The organism is Streptomyces roseolilacinus, from assembly GCF_014649335.1.
Taxonomy (GTDB): domain Bacteria; phylum Actinomycetota; class Actinomycetes; order Streptomycetales; family Streptomycetaceae; genus Streptomyces; species Streptomyces roseolilacinus.
The window spans coordinates 1-19,295 of record NZ_BMSV01000022.1; the positions used below are offsets into that span (position 1 = coordinate 1).

The 19,295-nt window shown below is 68.6% G+C and carries 13 protein-coding genes and 1 pseudogene; 7 read left to right on the forward strand and 7 right to left on the reverse strand.

Annotated elements, in window-relative coordinates:
• Window positions 1-1,420 precede the first annotated feature (1,420 nt).
• Window positions 1,421-1,825, forward strand: coding sequence for a hypothetical protein (locus IE106_RS29555; RefSeq protein WP_189538312.1), 405 nt, complete (start codon window positions 1,421-1,423; stop codon window positions 1,823-1,825).
• A gap of 41 nt (window positions 1,826-1,866) precedes the next feature.
• Window positions 1,867-4,371 carry a DEAD/DEAH box helicase gene (locus IE106_RS29560; protein WP_189538313.1) on the forward strand — a complete coding sequence of 835 codons (2,505 nt, stop codon included), beginning with the start codon at window positions 1,867-1,869 and terminating at the stop codon, window positions 4,369-4,371.
• A 246-nt stretch (window positions 4,372-4,617) separates the two neighbouring features.
• On the opposite strand, the gene IE106_RS29565 is transcribed toward IE106_RS29560, so the two are convergent.
• Together IE106_RS29565 and IE106_RS29570 are read right to left on the reverse strand one after the other, a co-directional pair.
• On the reverse strand, window positions 4,618-5,367 hold the full coding sequence (locus tag IE106_RS29565) for a DUF4231 domain-containing protein (RefSeq protein ID WP_229840922.1): 750 nt from the start codon (window positions 5,365-5,367) through the stop codon (window positions 4,618-4,620).
• A 517-nt stretch (window positions 5,368-5,884) separates the two neighbouring features.
• On the reverse strand, window positions 5,885-6,715 hold the full coding sequence (locus IE106_RS29570; protein WP_189538314.1) for a hypothetical protein: 831 nt from the start codon (window positions 6,713-6,715) through the stop codon (window positions 5,885-5,887).
• Window positions 6,716-6,975: 260 nt separating this feature from the next.
• Between IE106_RS29570 and IE106_RS29575 the strand changes: the two genes are divergently transcribed.
• Entirely contained in the window at window positions 6,976-8,805 is a 1,830-nt protein-coding gene (locus tag IE106_RS29575) for an SIR2 family protein (protein WP_189538315.1), read from the forward strand.
• Between the two features lie 438 nt (window positions 8,806-9,243).
• On the opposite strand, the gene IE106_RS29580 is transcribed toward IE106_RS29575, so the two are convergent.
• Window positions 9,244-10,641 (reverse strand): replication-relaxation family protein, encoded by a 1,398-nt coding sequence (locus IE106_RS29580; RefSeq protein ID WP_189538316.1) that lies wholly within the window; start codon window positions 10,639-10,641, stop codon window positions 9,244-9,246.
• 678 nt (window positions 10,642-11,319) lie between these two features.
• Between IE106_RS29580 and IE106_RS29585 the strand changes: the two genes are divergently transcribed.
• A complete protein-coding gene (locus IE106_RS29585) occupies window positions 11,320-11,769 on the forward strand; it encodes a hypothetical protein (protein WP_189538317.1) in 450 nt (149 codons plus the stop codon).
• A 36-nt stretch (window positions 11,770-11,805) separates the two neighbouring features.
• On the forward strand, window positions 11,806-12,042 hold the full coding sequence (locus IE106_RS29590) for a hypothetical protein (RefSeq protein WP_189538318.1): 237 nt from the start codon (window positions 11,806-11,808) through the stop codon (window positions 12,040-12,042).
• A gap of 204 nt (window positions 12,043-12,246) precedes the next feature.
• Here the strand turns inward: IE106_RS29590 and mobF are convergent, their stop codons facing one another.
• Complete coding sequence (gene mobF, locus IE106_RS29595; RefSeq protein WP_189538319.1) at window positions 12,247-14,235, reverse strand: MobF family relaxase; 1,989 nt, start codon at window positions 14,233-14,235, stop codon at window positions 12,247-12,249.
• A 295-nt stretch (window positions 14,236-14,530) separates the two neighbouring features.
• On the opposite strand from mobF, the gene IE106_RS29600 reads away from it, so the two are divergent.
• Window positions 14,531-14,827: a hypothetical protein gene (locus IE106_RS29600; RefSeq protein WP_229840925.1), complete on the forward strand. Its 297-nt coding sequence runs from the start codon at window positions 14,531-14,533 to the stop codon at window positions 14,825-14,827.
• 180 nt (window positions 14,828-15,007) lie between these two features.
• On the opposite strand, the gene IE106_RS29605 is transcribed toward IE106_RS29600, so the two are convergent.
• Complete coding sequence (locus tag IE106_RS29605; protein ID WP_189538320.1) at window positions 15,008-15,889, reverse strand: hypothetical protein; 882 nt, start codon at window positions 15,887-15,889, stop codon at window positions 15,008-15,010.
• Window positions 15,890-16,954: 1,065 nt separating this feature from the next.
• On the opposite strand from IE106_RS29605, the gene IE106_RS29610 reads away from it, so the two are divergent.
• Window positions 16,955-17,653, forward strand: coding sequence for a hypothetical protein (locus IE106_RS29610; protein WP_189538321.1), 699 nt, complete (start codon window positions 16,955-16,957; stop codon window positions 17,651-17,653).
• A 239-nt stretch (window positions 17,654-17,892) separates the two neighbouring features.
• Here IE106_RS29610 and IE106_RS29615 read toward each other — a convergent pair whose 3' ends face one another.
• The gene (locus tag IE106_RS29615) at window positions 17,893-19,017 is read right to left on the reverse strand and encodes a ParB/RepB/Spo0J family partition protein (RefSeq protein WP_189538322.1); all 1,125 of its coding nucleotides are present in this window, start codon (window positions 19,015-19,017) and stop codon (window positions 17,893-17,895) included.
• A pseudogene (locus IE106_RS29620) lies at window positions 19,014-19,295 on the reverse strand (ParA family protein); the annotation flags it as partial. The gene IE106_RS29615 and the pseudogene IE106_RS29620, both read right to left, overlap by 4 nt.

Consider the following 19,295-nt stretch of genomic DNA (forward strand, 5'->3'; position numbering starts at 1 on the left):
GCATCGGCCTGACATGCCGTCACTGACACCCACCCACTGACACCAAACCGGCACATCGCACATTTCGGAAGAGGAAGGCATGGAGGCCCGTACCGCGGTACGGACCGCAGGCGTTCCCACAGGGAACATGCCCCACCCGCCGCTTAGCCGGCTTAGCCCGACTAGAGACAACGGCTGCTAACCGTGTTTCCGCGCTCGTATGTGAAGCGACAAGAGATGTCCTTCTGGAGTGTTCCCCTGGGGAACACTCCAGAAGGACAGGGTCTGTTCGTCGCTAATTTAAGGTCTCGTCATTAACGAATGCTGAAATCTGAGACCAGCGACAGGATACCGATACCTCCGATACTAAACCCGATGCCAATGCCGATGCCGAGCGCGATTCGCTTGCCGATTTCGACTGGCCACTTTGGAGTCTTGTTGATTACTAGGCGCCATTCTCCAAGCTTTACCTCAAAGAAGGGACCCGTATTCTCTTCGAACTTTCCCATCTCTTTTACCGCCCACATTTCTGAGCTAGGCGACTGTTCCCCAAATGATGCTCTATGTATTCCGGAGGGAACGGCAGGGTATAATTCAACACAACGATTTCGTCCTAACTGTTCGGAGTCGAGAGAGGGAGCACGCTGTTCACCCCTGGATGCTTGGCGGCTCGGGGTGGCGGGGAGCTCCCTCTCATTCATGCTGGCAGACAGCCTACAGCGGCGCTGAACGGAATATCTTCGTCCAGCAGGTCCCCGCTCCCTCTTCGACAAGAAGAGGGTTACCGACTTTCGCCGTTCTCTTCCGCTAGCCCCCTTCTGTGAGCTGCGAGAACCCGTTCAAAGGCTCAGAGCGCCTGTCTGCAAAAACTCATCTATAACGTTTTCATAACTCTTTCTGGCTGCTGCTCGCTCTGATGCAGCGATCGCGTTCTGGATAACGGGCCTGGCCTCTCTGCGCCTAAAGGGGGCTGGTAAAGGGGCCCGAACTTGAGCAGGCCCGTTATCAAACTGAGAACCGGGTCCTCGTGGCGCCTACGAATATCCGTAGGTGGCCCAGAGTGTCATGCTCACCTCATGCGAGAGAAGCCGGCTCAACTCGCTTGAAGGTCGCTGCGCCGTCAGACCACAGCTCCGTCCATCGAAGCCTTCTGCCATCACAGCCCCAACACGGTGTCGAAACAGACCCGTTCACGTCTCCCGGCAAGTCTAGAGCATCTATGCATAGTTGCTCTAGCTACACATAGTTAGTGTTAGAGTGCGCGGGGAGTCAGCCTGGAGGGGATCTCATGAAGGTGACCGTGTTCCAGTTCGAGGGCACCCCTGAGGAGCTGGATGCCTCGCAAGTACTGAAGGAGTTGACCAACCACCACCGTGGTGCCGTTTCGGTAGTCCCCGGCGGCGGCCGCAACAGCGGGACACTGCCTGCCCGGATTCCGGGAGTGGCTGACGAGGGACAGGAGACGGTGCGTCAGCTGCTGCTCCGCAGCCCGGCTCCCGGCCTGTTCGTCCGGTTCCTCGATGAGACGACTCGGTGGGACAACGTCGGTGTCTACGGCATCAAGCGCAAGAACGCACTGCCCGACGCTCCCCTGGACTACAGCCGCTACCTGCGCCTGCGCCGGCAGGGATCCCAGTTCGGCGGCTTCGCTTACGTCTACGCGGAGTACAGCACCATTAACCTCCGGCTCAACTACAGCCGGCAACAACTCGACGAGCTCGGCATCAAGTCCGCCCGGACCCTCACCACCGGGCACCGGGAGTACCGCGTCAGCGTCGACCTCACCGACGAGACAAGCCTCGCCGACGCCCTTCAGCTGGCCGAGCTCGCCTACACCGCCACCTAAACGCAGACACTCCATAGCCCCCACCAACAGGAAGAGCCGGCGTGGACCTACGACCTCACCAGCGAGAAGCCGTCGATGCGATCCTCCGAGCCCTCGAACTGCCCGCCCGAGCGCTCACGCCCGAGCGCGGGCTGCGCACCCAGGTGGTCATGGCGACCGGATCCGGCAAGACCCTAGTCGCTGCCCGCAGCGCCGAAGAGCTTCACGCGAACCGTGTCCTCGTCCTCGTGCCCTCACTGGATCTACTCGCCCAGACCGAGGCCGCGTGGCGCGAGGGAGGCCGCCGGGGGCCGATGATCGGGGTGTCCTCGCTGCGGGGTGAGGAGGTGTCCTTCCCCAACACCACGGACGGGGACGAGCTGGTGGAATGGACGCGGGGCCTGGACAAGGTGACCGTGTACGCCACGTACGCCAGCCTCGGGCTGGGCACGCTGGAGCGGGCGCACGCCGGGGGCCTCGCGGCCTGGGACCTGATCGTGGTGGACGAAGCCCACCGGGTTTCGGGCCGGATCGGGAAGCCGTGGGCGGTCGTCCACGACAACCAGAAGATCCCGTCGCTGCGCCGCCTCTACATGACGGCCACGCCGCGGCTGTGGCAGCTCGGGGACGAGGACGAGGCCGGCGCACCGGGCGAGCTGGTCGCGAGCATGGAAGACGACCCCGAGGGTCCCTTCGGCAGCCGCTGCTTCACGCTGACGCTCTCGGAGGCCATCGACCGGGGAATCTGTGCCCCTTACCAGGTCGTGTGCGTGGACGTGACGGACACCGCGCTCCAGGCCGCGCAGCTCCTGGGCGCGGAAGGCCGCTCGGACGAGGTCCGTGGGGCGCGGCTCGCCGCTCTGCAGACCGCCCTGGTGAAGGCGTCGGCCGAGGAGGGCTTCCGGCGCACGTTGGTGTTCCACCACCAGGTCCGCGAGGCCGAGGCGTTCGCGGCCGGCCTGCCCGACGTCGCCGCGCAACTGCACGTCTCCGACCCCGAGCTGTACCCCAAGACGATCTGGGCGGACTGGCTGTGCGGCGACCACAAGCCGCTCCACCGCCGCCGGCTCCTCGGGGAGTTCGCTGCCGGGATCGCCACGGACGGCACCGTCGTGGAGAAGTGCTACCTCAGCTCGGTGAAGGTCCTGGGCGAGGGCGTCGACACCAAGAACTGCGACTCCGTCTACTGGGCCGACGTACGCGGCTCCATGCCCGACCTCGTCCAGGCCGTCGGCCGCGCGCTGCGCATGCAGCCCGACGAGGGCAAGATGGCCAGCCTGGTCGTGCCGGTCCTGCTCGGGCCGGGCGAGACGGCGGACAACATGCTCACGAGCCGGGCGTTCGGCGGGCTGGCCAAGCTGCTGGAGGCGTTGCGGGCACACGACGCGAGGATCGTGGAGACCCTTGCGGAGCAGCAGGCCCCGAGCCGCTACAAGCCCGTCAGCAAGGACGAAAGCGGCGCGAGCACGGGTGGGAGCGGTGAGGGCTCCGGAGGCGTCAGTGCCCCCGCTAAGGCCCTGCTGAAGTTCTCCACGCCCCGCGACCCGGCCGCCCTTGCCGCGTTCATCAACCTGCGCGTCCTCAACCCGGAACACGAGCACTGGCGGCGCGGGGTGGAGGCCGCCGTCATCTACGCCCGCGAGCATGGTGACCTCCGCGTGCCGTTCACGTTCCGGGTGCCCGCCGTCGACGACCAGGAGGCGGAGGGCGAGGGGTGGCCGGCCTCGCTCGCCGGGTTCCCGCTCGGGCAGTGGACCGCCGACGCGCGCCGGTTCTACGCCCGCGGCGATATGGCCGAGGACCGCGTCGCGCAGCTGGAGAAGCTCGGCATGATCTGGTCGCACTACGACGTCGCGTGGGAGGAGGGCCTCGCGGCCGCGCGCGGGTGGGCGGCCGAACACGGGCATCTCCTGGCCCCGCTGGACGCCGCCCACCAGGGATACAAGGTCGGCATCTGGCTGAAGAACGCCCGCGCCGCCGTCCGGCGCTCCCAAGAACTCGAACAGCGCCAGGCCGAAGGTCTGCCGGTTCAGTCCTGGTCCGGCGCCCTGCCGCAGGAGCGGCGCGAGCAGCTGGAGGACATCGACCCCTCCTGGTGCCCGGCCTGGCCGGTCGAATGGCAGAGGGCCTTCCACCTCACAAGGCAGCACCTGGAGAAGGCCGGCGGTGAACTGCCCACCGAGCCGGGCATCGTCGTACACCGGGGCGAGGACCTCGGACGGTGGGTACGGGCGCAGCGGCTCGGCTGGGACAAGCTCACGGCGGTGCAGCAGTGGCTGTGTGAGCAGGTCCTCGGGATCACACCCGCGAGCGAGGACGAGAAGCCGCGCCCGCGCCGTACGCAGGCCGACAAGTGGGCGATGAACTACCAGGCCGCCAAGCAGTTCTACGAGCGCGAGGGACACCTCCAGGTCCCCAGGAAGTGGGTTGAGCGGATCGCCGGCGAAGACCAGGAGGAACGGGAGCACAAGCTGGGCGCCTGGATCGGCAACCAGCGCAGCCGGGCGGCGACGCTGACGCCGGAGCGCATGGAGCTGCTGTCCGCGATCGGCATGCGGTGGGCGTGATGATGGGCGTCGACGTCACCGCAGCCGCCGCACTCACGGCCGGGGCCGGCTACCGGCTCGGGCGGCTGCACCCGTGGTAGTGCCTGAGCGACTGGGCGACCGATCAAGTCCACCACGTTGGAGCGTGGGCCCGAGGCGGTGCGGGGCGTCAGGCCGTCGTCGTCCTGGCCCACGCCGTCACCACGCCGCGCACCAGCTGGCACATCATGCGCGCCCCGGCCCCTTCCACGCACAGGTCCCGAGCACTCAGGCGGAAGGAGGGCTTAGGGGGGATGTCTGGTCCGCAGGCTGGTCAAGTTGTTGCTCACGACGCCGCTGCTCGTTACGAAGGGCCTCCACCCGCTGCGTGAACACAGCTAGCGCCTCATCCCCCTGGTCCTGAGTGAAATGGCGGTACTCCCCGACACCCAATGCCAGCGCGTTCGTCTCCTCCTCGATGGCGTCAGCGGTCTGGCGCAGGAAGTAGCTGCGCTCCCGGTACTTGTAGTAGCCGCTGAACGCGGTGGCGACGGTCACGCTGAACGCGAGACAGACCACAGTGATGTTCTGCCAGTTCCAGTCTTTCGCCTCCAGCGCGGCAATTGTCGTCATCGCGGTGGAACCGATCATCACCAGGTTCTGCAAGCTGTTGTGAACCCGCCTGTACTTCCGGCTCTCGGTCTGGTACTGCACGATGACCTCAGCCACATCCTCGCGGTACAACCCTCTGCGCTCCCTCAAAGGGGCCTGCGACAAGGCATTCAGCAGCCGAAGGGCCTCTCGGTTTGTGTCCAGACGCTCCTGCATCTCGGTGCGGCTATGGTCGTACCGGTCGGGCACCATGGCGGGGCCGAGTTCCAGAAAGTTGTGCGCTTTCACGAGGTGGTCAACGGACGCCACGAGCAGGGTCAGGACCGAGAAGACCAACACCGTCACCAGGACGGCGTTGCCAGTGACCAGGGCCTTATGGTGACCTGCTTGCACAGCTGACCAGGCCACGAGTCCCGTGCTGGACATAGCAGCCAGCGTCAGCGCTGTCCCGCACCATCGGGCGCGCCGCCTTTTCCAAACAAGGTCACGCTCGTCCTGCCTGACGGACACTTGCAGGCTTCTGATTCGCTCCGACACCGCTAACGGAGTGCCCTGCGTGCTGCTGGCCAACTCTGCTCCTGATCCTGCAGGTCATACGACGGCAAGGATCCGAGTATCAGGTGATACCAGGCCGTCTCTCAGTCGATCGCCCCCCGCTGTGACACGCCCCATACAAATCTCCACCTCGCACGGCCAGTACGCGCTTATCGGGCAGCCCGAGATCCTGGTCATCCTGGAGCGGATGGAGCCCCACCCGTTCGGTCTGCGCAGCTAGTAGAAGAAGGATCTGAAGATCGTCTTCCTCAACGACCTCGAGTTCGCGTGGGAGCCGCGCAGCCGCCTCAGCCAGGAACGGGCAGCAAATCCGAGCAGGATGATCCTGCCCGGCCCCGCTGCTCGGTTCTGTCGGGGCAGTGCATTGGGCCGGGCTCAGACAACGCCGCTACGAGAGGTCTTCCAGCCGGGCGAGCAGGCCTGCGGCGGTGGCGACCGCCGCGACGGCATCGGCGCGGGTCCAGGTGAAGTGTTCGGTGGTGCCCGTGTCGTCGTGCGGGGCGCCGCTGAAGAGCGCGAAGGCGCTCTGAGTGAGCATGGCCCAGCGCTCCTCCTGGTCGCGTTCTGCCGCCTTCTTGTTCACAGCTCGGTTGTAGACGTTCTGGGTGTTGCAGGTCTCGCGTACGGCGTCGAGGGCCTGGCGGGCAAGCGTCACGGCGTGCTCGTATCGGCCGTCGCGGATCGCGGTTTTCGCCTCGCGGATCCGGCGGGTGGCAGTCGCACGGGCTTCGACCTCGGTGAGCGGGACGAGGACATCGACAAAGGCGCCGGCATCGAGCTGGGTAATCGCGTTGCTCCACGTCGCGTGCGGGATGCGCACGGGTTCCTGGACGTCGGCGACTGGCCAGTGCTTCGTCTCGGCAAGACCGGTAAGGGTGAGACCGGCGGTGAGGGTGAGGTCGGCACCTGCCCGGGCCTTCTCCAGACCGCGGAGCTGTGCTTCGGTGACGGTGGCCTCCATGGTGAGCGTCGTCGCGAACGGCTTCAGCCCGATGGGGCGGCTGGAGGCGAGCGTGCCGATCCAGCTTGCCGGACCCGGTATGTCGTGGGCCCAGAGGCCGCCGGTGACGAGGAATGGGGCGTCGACGGTGTAGTCGCCGTGCGCGGTGACCTCGAAGGTCAGGGCAAGCCGGTGCACGTCCCAGCCGAGGTGGAAGTTCACGCGTTCCTGCGCGCGTACGTTCACGTTGTAGGCGTTGCCGTAGCTGAAGTTGGCCATCGTTCCTCGTCCGATTGCGGGTGTTCGTGCCGATGGTGGCAGGACAACCGACCCTGACGGCAGCGGTTTGCGCAGGAACCCTGCCAGGGCCCGCTCAGGCGTCGCTCCTCCCCTGCGGCACCTCAACGTCGAGTGAGCCTTTCTCCATGTCCCCAAGAAGAATCCCCCTTCTCGTCACGGTGACGATTAATCCGGTATTCTGCTGTCGGAGCTGATGGGTCTTCGCCCACCGGGCGAGTCATCAGCGAAAGGAGGCGTGCGTGGCAAGCGAAGACATGACCGGTCCGGTCGCCATCCCGGCGGGGGGGCTCATCGAGCCCCCGATGGCCATGGCGTTGAACGTGCACTCGAGTCCGGGCGTGTACGCGCTGCTGCTGGGGGCCGGCATCTCGATCGCCTCGGGGGTGAAGACCGGCTGGGGGGTCGTGCAGGACATCGTCGGGAAGGTCGCCGCCGTCCGCGAGCCCGACAACCCCAACGCCCGGGCCGAAGCCATGGCCGACCCCGAAAAGTGGTGGGAGGCCAACACCAGCGATCCCCTTGGCTACTCCGCCCTGCTGGCCGCCGCGGCACCGAAGCCCGCCTCCCGGCAGGCAATGCTCGCTGGCTACTTCGAGCCCGAGGAAGGCCAGGAGGACAGTAAGGGCCCTACCGCTGCGCACCGGGCCATCGCCCAGCTGGTCAAGCGCGGCAGCATCCGCGTCATCCTCACCACCAACTTCGACCGGCTGACCGAGCGGGCGCTGCAGGAGGTCGGAATCTTTCCCCAGGTGGTAAGCCGCCCGGAGCAGATCAAGGGCATGCAGCCGCTGTCCCACAGCCAGGTCACCGTGATCAAGCTGCACGGCGACTACGCCGACCTGGAACAGCGCAACACCGTCGACGAGCTGGAGACCTACCCCGACGAACTCCGGCAGCTCCTAGAACGGATCCTGGACGAGTACGGGCTGATCGTGTGCGGCTGGTCCGCGGACTGGGACAAGGCGCTCGTCCGCGCCGTCGAGGGGACCCGGTCGCGCCGGTACCCGATGTTTTGGGCCCAGTACGGCCGGTTCAACGACGCCGCCCGGGCCCTCACCGCGCAACACGGCGCGGTGGTGATCGACGGCAAGAACGCCGACGAGCTGTTCACCGGCCTCGTGAGCCGCGTCGAAGCCCTGGACCGGCTGACCACCGCGCCCATCACCCGGGACGTCGCCGTCGTACAGCTCAAGCGAGCCCTGCCCGACCCTCTACGCCGAATCGAGTTGTTCGACCTCGTCGACCAGGCCGTCACCCAGATCGTCGGCCGCAGCACGCCCGAGCACAGGCCGGTTCTTGCTACGTCCGCCACCTGGGCCGACACCTTTGGATCCAACGTCCGCGGCTACCGGGCCGACAGCGACACCCTGCTGCATCTGCTGGCCAACGGCGCCTTCCATGACGACGGCACGCACGACCTCGTATGGCAGCGGACCGTCGAACGCCTCGTTCGCCTGCGGGATACCACACCGGGCACCTACAACGAGTACTTGGAGAAGCTGCGCCATCTTCCTGCGCTCCTGGCCACCTGGACAATCGGCGTCGCCGCCATCCTCAACCGCCGCGAGGAACTGCTGGCCACCGTCCTCTACCACCCGGAATGGGCCTTCCCCCACTCCAGCAACGCCCGCCAGGGGCCAGCCTGGTACCTCAACCCCAACCGAGTTCTCATCGCCGACGGCATGCACGACATGCATCCGTCCGGGAACGGGGGCAAGTTCCTCTACCCCCAGAGCAACTGGCTGAAGGACACGCTGCGCGAGCCCTTCCGGCTCGTCGAGCCCAGCGACATTGCCTACCGCGAAGCATGCGCCCGTTTCGAGTTCCTGGCCTCCATGATCGCCATGGACACCGACAGCGACTTTCTCGCCTACCCCTGGTCTGGAGAGTTCTTCCTCGACTCCACCTGGGGCTACGAGGGCAACGGCCTCGCCGCTGCGATTGAGGCGGAACTCACCGATACCTGGCCGCTCCTGCGCGCCGGCGCCTTCGGAGGACAGCTCCCCCGCGCCCACAAGGCCCTCACCACGCTCACCGAATGGAGGAGCCAGCACGGAAGAAGGTGGTAACGCCCGGCCCACCACTACGTAGCGGTATCAGGGGCGGGTGGTATGCATGTGCAGGATGTCCGACCTGAGTTCGTGTGGGGACCGCGTATCCACCTCAGCAGGTGAACTGCAGGGGGAGCGCGAAGCCCGGGTTTACGCCCCGGGCTTCGCGCTGCGCTGGCCCTGGATCAGGTGAGCAGCGTCATGACCCGGAACAACGTTCCCGCACCCGCACAGCCGCCCGACCCCGCCCCCGGCCCGCAGCAGCCCGCCGTGGGTGCCAGCCTGACCGCCACGATAGGCCAAGGCACCCTTCAGAGCGCCGCCCGCTCCATCACCAACCGGCTGGTGGACAAAGACCCGCCTGACTGGCTCAGGGCCCTGTGGCACGCGCTGCCACCGCCCTGGGAGTAGCGGCCGGGCAGGACGTCCTGCCCGGCCGTGGTCTCCGTCCGGACGTCAGCCGCGGAAGCGGGAGAGCCAGGTGCCGCCGGCCTTCTGCTCGGGCACGGCCTGGTCGTGCTCCTGGTGCTCGGGCCCGGCCTGCGCGGCTTGCCGTTCGGCGGCGTGGGCGCGCTGCTTGCAGTCGTCGCACAGGTGCGGGTGGGTCTCGCGCGGGGCGCTCCACCCGGCGAGCTCGATGGTCTTCCACCGTTCGTCGGTGAACGGGGTGCCGCAGTCGGCACACACCGGGCGGCGGGCCTCTCGCTCGGCCTTGTGCTGTGCGGCGATGCGGCGCAGCTCCTCCTGGTGCTCGCGCCGGCGGGCGGCGTACTCGGCCTGCTGGTGGGCGTCGTGGGCTTCGCGGCGCGGGTTGCCGATCGCTTCGAGGAGCGCCTGGTTGTGCGGTCGGCCGAAGCGGCGGAAGACCGCTCCGGCCGGGCCGTGTTCCTGGAGCTGTTTCATGCCGGTGACGACGATAGGCAGCTTGCCGTCGTACATGTGGAAGCCGCCCTCGTACCAGATGCCTTTCCAGTGCCGCTCGGTCAGCTCGGCCAGCTGCGCGATGACGGTGTTGGGGTTGCGCGGGCCGATCCGGTTGAAGACGAGCAGCAGCGGCGGGTGTGGCTGGTCGCCGCGGCGGCCGTCGGGCACCCACCACCGGGTGCGCCACATCGGCCGCTCAAGGCCGTCGACGTCCTTCACCTTCCGCTGACAGAACCGCATGTACTTGTCGATCTTCGCGGCGAGGACCTGAGCGGACTCGAAGCAGTTGTCGATCTCCACGAACAGCAGCGGCACCCCGTCCTCGGGCGCGGTGATGACGATGTCCGCCTGGGCGCCGCCCTTGCCCGGGTTGGCCCATGTGCCCGTCGCGGGCAGCGCCACCTCGGTCGCGTAGGAGGCGATGGTGCCCAACCCGGCGGGCGCGTCGAAGGCGGCCTGCGCGGCGGCGCGGATGTCGGCCGGCTCGCGGGCGAGCTCGGACAGCTTCGGCTTCGGGCGCAGCAGGGCGAGCACGGCTTCGTTGACCGTCATCGGGTGGGAGGCGCCCGTGCGCCCGGCGCCCCGGGCCGGGTCGCCCATCTCCCCCACCGGCCGCCCCAACTCGCGAGCCGCAGCCTTCAGGCCCATCGGGGTGAGGTTGCGCAGCCTGTCCCCGCCCGGGAGCTGCCCGCCGTTCTCCGCCAGGCCGTGCTTGCGCAGATCGGACAGCGCGCCCGTGTGGGAGGCGGTGCGGGCCTGCTTCCGCTTCGACGGGGTCGGCTTGTCGGTGTGCCGGTAGCTCAGGTGCGGGGCTGCAATCTGCTGGATCTGTTCGACCGTGGCGACCTTCAGCACTCCGAGCACGCGCAGCACGTCACCGCGCAGGTTGTTCGACGACCCCACCGGGTTCTCCTCACGCTTGACCGCCATCAGCTGCGCTCCTTCCCCGTCATCTGGCACGCGCGGCCACCTGCCGAGCGCAGGCCGCGCCCGGCCGCCAAGGGCACCCGGCCCCCGAACCCGATGATCTCCTCCTCTACGGACATCACACAGAAGTTCAGGAGTAGATAAGAGGGTTGTGACAACGCGGCGCGTGGCCGAATTTGCGTGCTGACCTGGGCTTCCTCCGTCCGGCTCGGTGCCGGGCACCAAAGTGGGTTCCACAGTGGCCTCCCAAGTGCGCACCGCAGGAGGCCGGGTCGGCTTGCCCGCTGCTGGTCGGGCCCGTGGTCGGGGCGGGCGCGCCGGGCGCCTGCCGGGGGTCGGTGCGTGGTCATCGCAGTGGCTCCTTCGCTTCGGGCCGCCCTGGTGGGCGGGGATCGAGGGAGCAGCGTGCAGGGGACCCCCTTGTCCGCGGTCTAACCGTGGCCAGGTCAAGGAGAAACACGACGGTGGGCGGGGTGGTAGCAGAGGTGGACAAGGGGGTGCGGTCGGGTTCGTGGTTGGCCCGACCACCCTGGACAAGGGGGCCCGGTTTGGCCCTTGCAGACCCGATTCGCCGGTTTCGGCTCGGGGGGAGAAATCTCTGGTCTCTGTCCACAGGCTGGCGGGCCGACCCTGCTGGGACGACGCCGTGAGTCGCACGGCGGTCATCGTGAGGAGAAGTTCATGCCGTACCTGATCCCGACCCGTACGCCGCTGACGCCCGAGCAGGTGGAGCAGGGCTTCGACTACCTCCTGGCGCTGCAGACGGGCGGCGGTACCTACGCCGCTGGGCGGGTGGAGGCGACCCCGGAACTGGCGTTCGTCCTGCTGCGGCTCGCCGAGGACATCATCTGGCCCGTCACGGCCGTGGACGGGGAGGCTGCCGACCTGTGCGCGGACTCCTTCGTGCTGGACGAGGTCGGGTGCGTGTTGCTGTCCGCGCTGCGGGACTGGGCGCGCGACTCCGCCACCACGGCGGTGCTCGGCATCGCCCGCAGCATCATTCGCTTCGTCGAGAATGTGATCCCCGACCCCGACGACCACGGAGACACCTGCGCCACCCTGGAGGCGATGCGCGACGAGCACCTGGCGCTGGCGCACGCGGCGCACTCCGCACCGGGTGCGCACCTCTGACCGCACCACCGCACCGGGTGGGAGCGCACCGGTGCGGTGGAGCGCACCCACCAGGTGCGCACCGGTGCGGTGGTGCGCCCATCCGGTGCGCACCGAGCCCATCCGGTGCGCACCACAATGCGCACCACCGTCCATCCGGTGCGCCTCCACTCGGTTGGCGGTGCGCGCACCGGTGCGGCCGGCGCGCGGGAGTGGTGCGCACCGGGTGGACGCGGTGCGGTGGAGTGGGCCCGGGTGGAGACGGTGGAGGTGGTGCGTTTCTCCTTGACCTGAGCCGAGGTCAGGAGAAACGCACCGGGTGGATGCGCGGCCCCACTCCCGTCGGTGGCGTCCACTTCCACCCGGTGGGCTCCACTCGGTGGAGTGGGTGCCGAGCACGGTGTCGTCCACTCCCGGACGGTGGACTCCACTCGGTGGAGTGGGGGCGGGGCGTCGTCGGTGCGCACCACCGCACCCGGTGCGCACCATCGGGTCCACTCAGTGGCCAGCCTCCCGGCCGCGGTGCGGTCCGGGTTGCTGAGGGCGGTGCGCCTGCTGGTCGTCCGGGCGCACCAGGCGCACCGCGCCGATGTCGTCGTCCTGGCCGGTGGCGCGGTCCGCAAGGACGCGGTCGGCGCGGGCGCGGGCGTCGTCGCCCAACTTGGCGAACGCGTCCTGGAGGCGGCCCAGCCGGTCGGCCGTGAGATCGAGGGCTTCCACGTCCGTGCGGGATTCCCGCAAGGCCCGCAGCGCCGTCATGTCGATCGCATCCCCGCGACCGGCCTTCAGCTCCTGGTCGTCGTGCCCGGGGTCGGCCGGCTCGGGCGCGAGCAGCTGCTCGGGCATCGCCGCCTGCTGGTGGGCGACGACGTCGTACGCCCGGCCCCGCACGACGGTGGCGGTGGTGGCGCGCAGCTTCTCGCGCACCACCGCGCCGGCCATGACGGCGCGCTCGTACTGGAGCGGGATGCGGGGGATCTCCCACTCCCCCGCGTCCTGACCCGGGGGCCGGGGCGCGGGCGGTTCGCCGGGATCGGCCGGCGGCTGCTGGTCCGGCTCGGGCGCGGCGGCCGGGGGGCGGCGGCGGGCGGGGAGGTCGGCGAGGGACCAGCGGGCGGTGTAGAGGCGGTAGCCGGCCTCCAGGCCGCGTACGGTCTTCGGCTCGGTGATGTCCAGGCAGTGGGTGGAGATGGCGGCGGCCACGATCTCCTCGTCCAGGCCGGGTTCGCGAAGTTGGCCGCGCAGAACCAAGGCGAGGTGGCGGCGGGCTTCGGCCAGCAGGTGCCGGCGATGGAAGCGGCCGCCCTCGTTCATCACGAACACCGTCGCGGTGACGTCCACGGCCGCCAGCGCTATGTCGACGACGGTGGCGACGCGGGCCCGGATCGCGGCGGCCGCGGCGCGGGCGTGCTCGAGGAGGGAGGTGATGACGTCGGCGGCGACCTTGGAGGTGAGGATCGCGCTCACCTTCCACCAGACGCGCAGCTGCGCGAGCGGCTGGGTCTTCCGCTTGGGCGGGCGGGTCTTGCGGGCGGCGATCTGGTTCATCTTGGCGCGGGCCCGCTCCGAGACCACGGGCAGGAACTTCAACTCGCCGTCGTCGTCGACGGCGGTGACGTACTCGTGCTCCAGCTCGGCGAGGCAGGCGGCGATCTGGTCACTGCGCCGGGCAGTCCAACGGATCAGCTCGTGCGGCACCCCGGCAATCTCCATCACGGGCCGGCGCCCTGGGGTGACGGTGCGCGGCTCGGTCGCCAGGCCCAGCGTCTCGCAGACCTCAGCGGCCACCAGCTCGTTGTAGAGCGCGGAGGCCGCGACCGTGTTCTCGTGCAGGGCCGTGGTGTGGATCGAGCCCCACTTCCCGCCTGGACGCTGCCCCTTCACGCTCAGCAGCAGATGGTCATGGAGCAAGGGTCGACCTGAGCGTGCTTCGTAGTGGCGGAAGCGGGCGGCAACCAGACCACTGGGCGGCCGCACCCGGTAAATGCCGTCCTTGCCGTAGCGGATCACCGCGACCTCGTCCTCGATCCACTCCAGCACCCGCCCGATCGCCCGCTCGTGCGCGGCCTCGATCACCAGACGGGTCTCCTCATCCCCGAACGCCCACAGGAGGTAGATCGTCGGCTGCGGCCGGAACACGAAATCGACCCCAGTGACCGTCACCCGGCGTCCGAGGGCGCCGGCCTTGAACGCCTCCTTCGCCGACGCCCCCTTAGCGAGCCGGTCGGCCTCGATCCGGTCCGCGTACGGATGCCGACCCCGCTCGCCGAACAGGTTCCGCAGCTGCGCCTCCGTGACCTCATCCCCCGGCGCGAGCCCGAGCGCGGCAAGTCCCCGGCCCATCCAACGCCCGGCCGGGGCCCCGGCTTGCTCCTGGGCGGCCCGCAGCGGTGTGCGGGCCGGACGGCGGCCGTCGCCGACCACGGTCTCGCGGAGGTAGTAGCGGTACATCCGACCGGCCCGGACAACCCTGATATCCACTGTCATGCAGACCACGCCACACCGCTCTGACCTGCAAGAAAAGGCCGATCAGCGGCACGTCCCGCCAGGCGGGAGCAGCGGCCGAACTTTCTTCACCGGGGCCCGCCGGGCGGGAAGCGGCGCCGCGCCGGACGCGAATGTCATCGCTCTCCGGCAGCACGCACACCACGACCCGAACGACACCAACAAGCACCACTGAGCGCCCCCGCAGACCAAGGAACGCGTGCCACCAACGAGCGCCGCCTACAGCAGCCCCCGTCATCCGTCGGGGGCTTCGTCGTGCTGCCCGGAGGAGACCACCGTGCCGACCTTCGAGACCCTCCCCCGCTTCACCGCCGACCTCCAGCACCTCACCCCCACCCAACGTCGACGCTTCCGCCGCATCGTCCAGGACGCCTTCGTCCCGACCTACGCACCGGACGCGGACGCTTCCACGCCAGCCTCCGTATCAAGGGCGTGCGCCGCGCACCCGGTGTCTACGAACTCACCTGCGACGGCGACGGTCGAGCGACATGGTCCTGGTCCGGAAACGGTTCGTGGCGAGCAGCACATCGTCTGGCGGCGGATCGGCGGTCACGAGATCCTCAACGTGCCGTGACGGGTGCTGCGTCGGGTGGCGGCTCAAGGGCCTGGCAGACCGCTCAAGCTGTGGTCGCGGTCCTCATGCCCCGGCTTGGCGCCGCATCGTGTGGCAAGCGGCGCCGCCGTGTTGTCCTTCCCGGTGACGCGAGCGGCGCTCCGTTGGAGTTCGGGGCGCCGTGTGTCTCGTCAGCCGCTGTCAGTCGTGTCGGTGTTTCTCCTCGAACTCCTGGCAAAGCGTTTGGATCGCCTTGAGCAGGTCGGGGTGGTCCGATAGGTCGATGTAGCGGCTGCTGGCCGCGTATCGGAGGAGGCCGACCATGGTGTGGGCGAGCTGGGCCTCCTTCATGCTGATGTGCCAGTCCTGCAGGGGGTCGTGGCCCGGGCCGGTGGGTACGTGGTCCTCGGGAGCGAGACGGAATCGGTCCTGGTCGGCGAGGACCTGCTTGAGGGCGTGGGGCCAGGTCATCCGATGGGGCCTGTTGGGATAGGTGATCGGTGCGGCCATCACCTGGGCTTCAGGGGATCGATCGGCGCGCTCCTGCAGATCCTTGATGGCCGTCACGGCGATGGCGGTCCTGCGGATCCGCTCCCTGTTGGCGTACGCCCATTCCCGTTCGGCGCGCCGTCGGCGTTCTTCTCGGGCGGCCTCGACGCGGTCGCTCTGCGTGCGGGGTACGACGCCGTCGCCGGCCGTTGCTTGGCTGAGTTGCAGGCGTCGACGCTCGGCTGCCTGACGGCTGCTGAGTTCCAGTGCGTCCGCGATGCGGGCCCATGTCAGGTTCTTCGAGCGGGCGAGGTCGATCAGGTCCCGCTCGTCTTCCTTGAGCTTGTCGCGCAGGATTCGCACTACGCGGAGTGCGGCGAGAATGTCGGGCTTGCCAACGTCTCGCCCGACTGTCTCCCTCGCTCGTTTGACGATGCGGTCGTAGCGGAACGCGACGTCGTGTAGTTCTCGGGTGTCGCTCGGTGCCGCGGGTATGCCTCCAGCGCACTGGGCTGGAGGGATTGCCAGGCGGGCCCAGGCCCGGTCTCGTTCGGGTTCGGCGTTCGGTCGCGCGTCTCCGTCCGTCGTCCTCATGATGACTCCTTTCGTCGTCCTGAAGACGACATGCGCGTGAGAGAACGAGGTCGCCTGCGGCGGCCTGCCGGGCAGACTGGCGGCGGCGCCTGTGTGGGCGCTTCCGGCGCCTGGCTCTCGTTGTCGCGCTGAGGCCGGCGCCGTGCTCTCAGCGTTCTGGCGTATGCCATGACGATCGCGACGATGAGAGCGAGGATGACCTCGTACGTCACGTCCTGGATGACATTGATCAGCATGGTGATCGGCGCTCGCGGGGAGCGCGCTTACTCCTTCAGGCATGCCTCGGAAAGCGACTCGCAGCTCATAGCTGCGCGCTGCGTAGTGATTACGTAGAGAAGTCTGCCGGTGGCGTTCGGTCGCCACGGACCATCTGAGGGGGGACTGCAGTAAGCGCCACCCTTCGCCACCGGGCGAAAATATGACTAACGCGCTCTATTCGATTCGCCCGGATGTCGTCTTTCGGATGCTGCGTGTTCTGGTCAAATGTCCAACTCGCCTATCGCGCAGATCAGCGGCCCACCATCCTTCCGAGAAGGGCGGGCCGCCGATCGCCGGTGCCGTGTCGTGCTACAGGGGGCTGCGGGCTCCTTGGGTGATCTGGCAGGTCTCGCACCACCAGTAGGCTCCGGGCTTCCCGAGCCCCGCTTCCGCCGGGCTGGGCACGGCCGCCGTCCCGCAGGTCTCACACACGGGCGCGTCACCGTAGACGAGGGGAGCGTGCAGGGTCTTTTTCTGAAGGCTGGTGGCCCTTGGTCTCCGGTTCGCCCTTCGGCCTCTGCCTGGAGCCGTCGCCCGTGTCCGGCGTGTCAATTGGCACGCCTTGTCCGAGAGCCCGCCGGGGGCTCGCCGTTCCCCGGCGTCTACGAGCTCATCTGGGGCGGGAATGGACATGCAGCATGGTCGGCGAGCAGCACATCGTCTGGTGTCTCATCGGCAGCTACGACGTCCTCACCGGTCCATAGCAGCTGGCTTCCGCGCGTCGGGGGAGAGGCCACCAGGGCGCGATGATCGTCATCATGTGATCCCGGCGCGCACGACCAGGACACGTGGAAGGACGTGGGTGGGATGGAGCTGGTTGACGAAGGACGGCCGGGCAGGCTGGAAGTGCTGGCGGAGGAGGCCGTCGTCGCGGCGTGCGCGCTGGCCGACGCCGTGAGCCCGGGCGGGTGGAGCGCAGGCGCGGTGGAGGACGTGGCCTCCGCCCTCGAGGTTCTGGCCGGCGCCCTGGCCCGGCTCGGTCCGGAGTACGCGGAGATCCTGGCCGTCGTGCCGGTCGCGGCGGCCGCCGTCGCCGAACGCGCCGAACAAGCCCGCATCGGGACTGCCCCGCGCGGCGATGCCTCCGGCGCAAGCGCCACCGTCAGCGTGGAGTTGCGCCGGGCGCTGGCCGCGCACGGCATCATGCGGCACCGCGTCCACCAGTTCGGCGCCGCGCTCCTCTCCCTCACCCTGGAGCCCGCCGACGCCCAGGCCCTGGCCGCACTCCTCGCGCCGTCGGACGGTTCTCCACGGCAGGCTCCGCCGGCCGAGCCCGGGTGGGGTGAGGGGTCGGCCCGGACCGCGGCCGCCGCGCTCACCGAAGCCCTCATCTCGTACGGGGCGGGCGCCTACGCGCGGGTCCTCGACTCCGGCCACGTCAGCGCGGGCCTTCCACCCCAAGCCGCGCGCAACGTCATCACCGCACTCACCGCTCCCGCTGCTCCCCCACCGCGCGGGCGACGCCGCGGGCTCGGACACGGCTACCGGGGCATCGGCGGACGGTAGCCGCTTCTCTACGTGCTTGGAGGTGCACTTTGCCTGGTCTGCCCCGGTAGCGCAGGTGGGTGAGGCGCAGGTCGACCTGGCTCTTCATCGGTCGGCAGGTGTTTGCGGCTCCGGTATCAGACTGCGGGCCCTGCTGAGCTACGCGTGAGGTGCGCGAGTTCAGCAGGGCCCGCAACAGGGGTGGGTGCGGCATCAGGGGCCGGGCATGGCCCTGCCTGGTTAAGCGGACGCGTCGGGGTTTATGCCTCATGCGCCAGCAGGTCAGCGACTTGTCTTAGCACCGCTGCGAGTTCCGCTCGATCCGCTGGGAGGAGTCCATGTCCCAGATGGGTGGCCACTTCTTCCACGCCGCTGGTGATTTGGAAGTAGCGCTGGATGAACGAGCTTCGCTGCGCCGGGTCGAGCTGGGTGTACGCCAGGTCCATGGCCGCAGAGCCGCTATCCCGCTGCCCCATCGGCGAGGTGTCGGAGTGGGGTGGCTCGGTGCGCTGCTCCGGGAGATTCTCATGAGGCTGGTCGCCGGGATCGGCCTGGGCTGACCTATCACGCCGTGATAGGTCGCCCGCCTGTGTGGTCGTGATGACTCCGCCCTTGGAGTTCGGCTGCGGCGGTTCGGAGTTATCACGGCGTGATAGGTCCGTCGGCGGTGGCGTCTTCTTCTTGGCGGCTGCGGCGCGTTGGTCCGCCTTGTGCCGCTGTTCCTCGGCCGACAGTTTGGAGAGGTTGCGGACCTGCTCGATCGTGCGTCGGCCGGCGATGAGGTCGGCTTGGAGCTCGGGGGTGAGCTCGAGGATGGAGAGCTTCGACGAGATGGTCGACTGCCCGATACCGAGTCGCTTGGCGGCCTTGTTCTGCGACCCGTAGAACTTCACCAGTTGCTGCAGCGCGTGGGCTTGCTCGAGGGGGTTCATGTCGTCGCGGTGGACGTTGGCGACGAAGGCCGCTTCGAGGAGTGCCTCGTCTGTGGAGACCAGAGCGTTGTCGACGCTGACGCGGATTGTCGTGGCGCCGGCGAGGCGTGCGGCTGCGAGTCGGCGGTGGCCGTCGACGACGATGTAGCGTGCGCCGTCGTCGAGGTCGTCGGCCCGGTCGGGGCGTTCGGCGAGGTAGGCGTCGCGGGTGGCGACGGTGATGGCGTTGACGAGTCCGATCTCGCGGATGCTGTCGGCCAGTCCTTCGAGGTCCCGGAGTTCGTTGCGGGGGTTGTCGGGGTTCTGGCTGATCGCGTCGAGGGGGAGTTCGGTGGGGTCGGGAACGCCTGCCGTGGGGGCTACGGTCACGGCGCCGATCGCGGCGCGGCGGGCGCTGATGGGGCGTGCTTGGGCGAACGATGCGCCGGCTCCGAGGTTCTTGGCCTTGCTCACTTGCTGATCTCCCGGGCGAGGGCGCGGAGGGCGACGGACTGCTCGCAGCGCGGTGCGTAGGCGAGGAGGGGCAGTTTGGCGCGCACGGCCTCTTTCTGTTCTTTGAGGTCTCCGATGACGCCGACGACTCTCGGGTCCTTTATGTCCATCCAGGACTGGAGGGAGGAGGTGGCGATGAACCCGCGGCGGGCGTCGTAGTGGTTGACGACGAGGCCGAGGTAGTCGATGTCGAGGGCCAGGTCGTTGCGCATGTCCTCGATCTGGGAGGTGAGGAGGCC